The 1,512-nt window shown below is 63.9% G+C and carries 2 protein-coding genes; both read left to right on the top strand.

Going from position 1 to position 1,512, the window contains the following annotated elements:
- On the top strand, window positions 1-437 hold a 437-nt coding region (locus Q1K49_RS07345; RefSeq protein WP_300524558.1), incomplete at its 5' end, for a hypothetical protein.
- Window positions 434-1,512 (top strand): radical SAM protein (locus Q1K49_RS07340; protein ID WP_300524555.1); only part of this gene is annotated, 1,079 nt, incomplete at its 3' end. The genes Q1K49_RS07345 and Q1K49_RS07340, both read left to right, overlap by 4 nt.

Below are 1,512 nucleotides of genomic sequence, written 5' to 3'. Positions count from 1 at the left end.
ATGATTTCCGCCACTTGTGGGACTTTGTCGAGGCCCACGGACTTCAGCGCTCCGGGTTCACCCTCCTCACGCCCCTGCCCGGAACCGAGCTCTATGAAAAAGACAAGGCACGCCTCCAGGGGCTCCCGTGGGCCGATTTCGATATGCACCATCTGCTCTGGGAGCCGAAACTCGGCGCGGAGCGCTTCTGCGAGTTATATGCGGAGACGTGGCGGCGCTCCATTCTGAACACCTCGGGAGACAAGAAGCTCACCGACTGGCTGCGCCAGGTGCGCCCTCTCCAGATCCCTTACATGATCAAGGTTATGCGCCGCACCCAGGCGATGATGAAACCGGAGACCTATCTCCGTGACTACAACGCTACGCGCGGGCGCGTGTCGACCGGCGGGGCGGGCGCCGATTCGGCCGGCTGCCCCCCTTGCGGACGGTCCGCATGAGCGTACATGCCGCCCCTCCGCGACTCCTACTCGTCTATCCCGCCACCCACAGCCTGGGCTGGGCGCGGAACTACCAACTGCCGTCCCTCTCCCTGAAGCAGGTCGCCGCCGCCACCCCCCTGTCATGGCATGTGACCCTGGCAGACGAGGTGCACGACACCGTACCCTTTGACGAAAAGTTCACCCTGGTGGGCATCACCGCCATGACCCACCAGGCGGTGCGAGCGTATGAAATTGCCGACGAATTCCGAAGCCGCGGAGTCCCGGTGGTGCTGGGCGGAATTCATCCGACAGTCCTCCCCGAAGAGGCGGCAAAGCATGCGGACGCAGTGGTCGTCGGCGAGGCGGAGCCGGTCTGGGAAACGCTCCTGGACGACCTGCTGTCCGGACGCCTCAAGCCCGTCTACCGCGCTCCCATCCCAACGGGAAACCGTCTTTCCGTCCCCTGGGAACGCCGGGATATCTTCAACGGCAGACGCTACCTCACCACGCAGACCCTCCAGGCCAGCCGGGGATGCCCCTACTCGTGCCCCTTCTGCATCGTCACCAACTACTTCGGCAGCTCCTTCCGCTACCGGGATACCGATGACGTGCTCGCGGAGCTGGCGACCTTCGACCGGAAGCTGACGGTGTTCCTGGATGACAACCTGCTGGGAGATCCGCTCCGGGCGAAGCCCATCCTGGCGGGAATGAAGGGAATGGGACTGAAGTGGGGAGGACAGGCGAACCTTCGTTTCGCCGAGGATCCGGAACTGGTGCGCCTGGTGGCGGAATCGGGCTGCATCGGCATCTTCGTCGGCATCGAATCCGTGACCGGCGCCCACGCCAACCACCCCAAGACCGGGAGCAGATCTTCCCAGGAAGATCTGGTGAAAAGAATCCGCGACGCGGGAATCGTGGTGGAGGCATCCATCATCTTCGGCTTCGACGACCACGACGAGGGCATCTTCGAAGCCACGGCCCGGTTCCTGGAACGATGCTCCCCGAGCCTCACCACCTACCATCTCCTTACCCCGTACCCGGGCACCGCCCTCTTCAACAGCTTCGACGAGGAAGGCCGCCTCCTGCATAAGGA

This window comes from Aminiphilus sp., assembly GCF_029975095.1.
Classification (GTDB): Bacteria; Synergistota; Synergistia; order Synergistales; family Aminiphilaceae; genus Aminiphilus.
The sequence above is the reverse complement of the archived record's forward strand: the minus strand, read 5'-3'. Positions and strand labels throughout refer to the sequence as shown.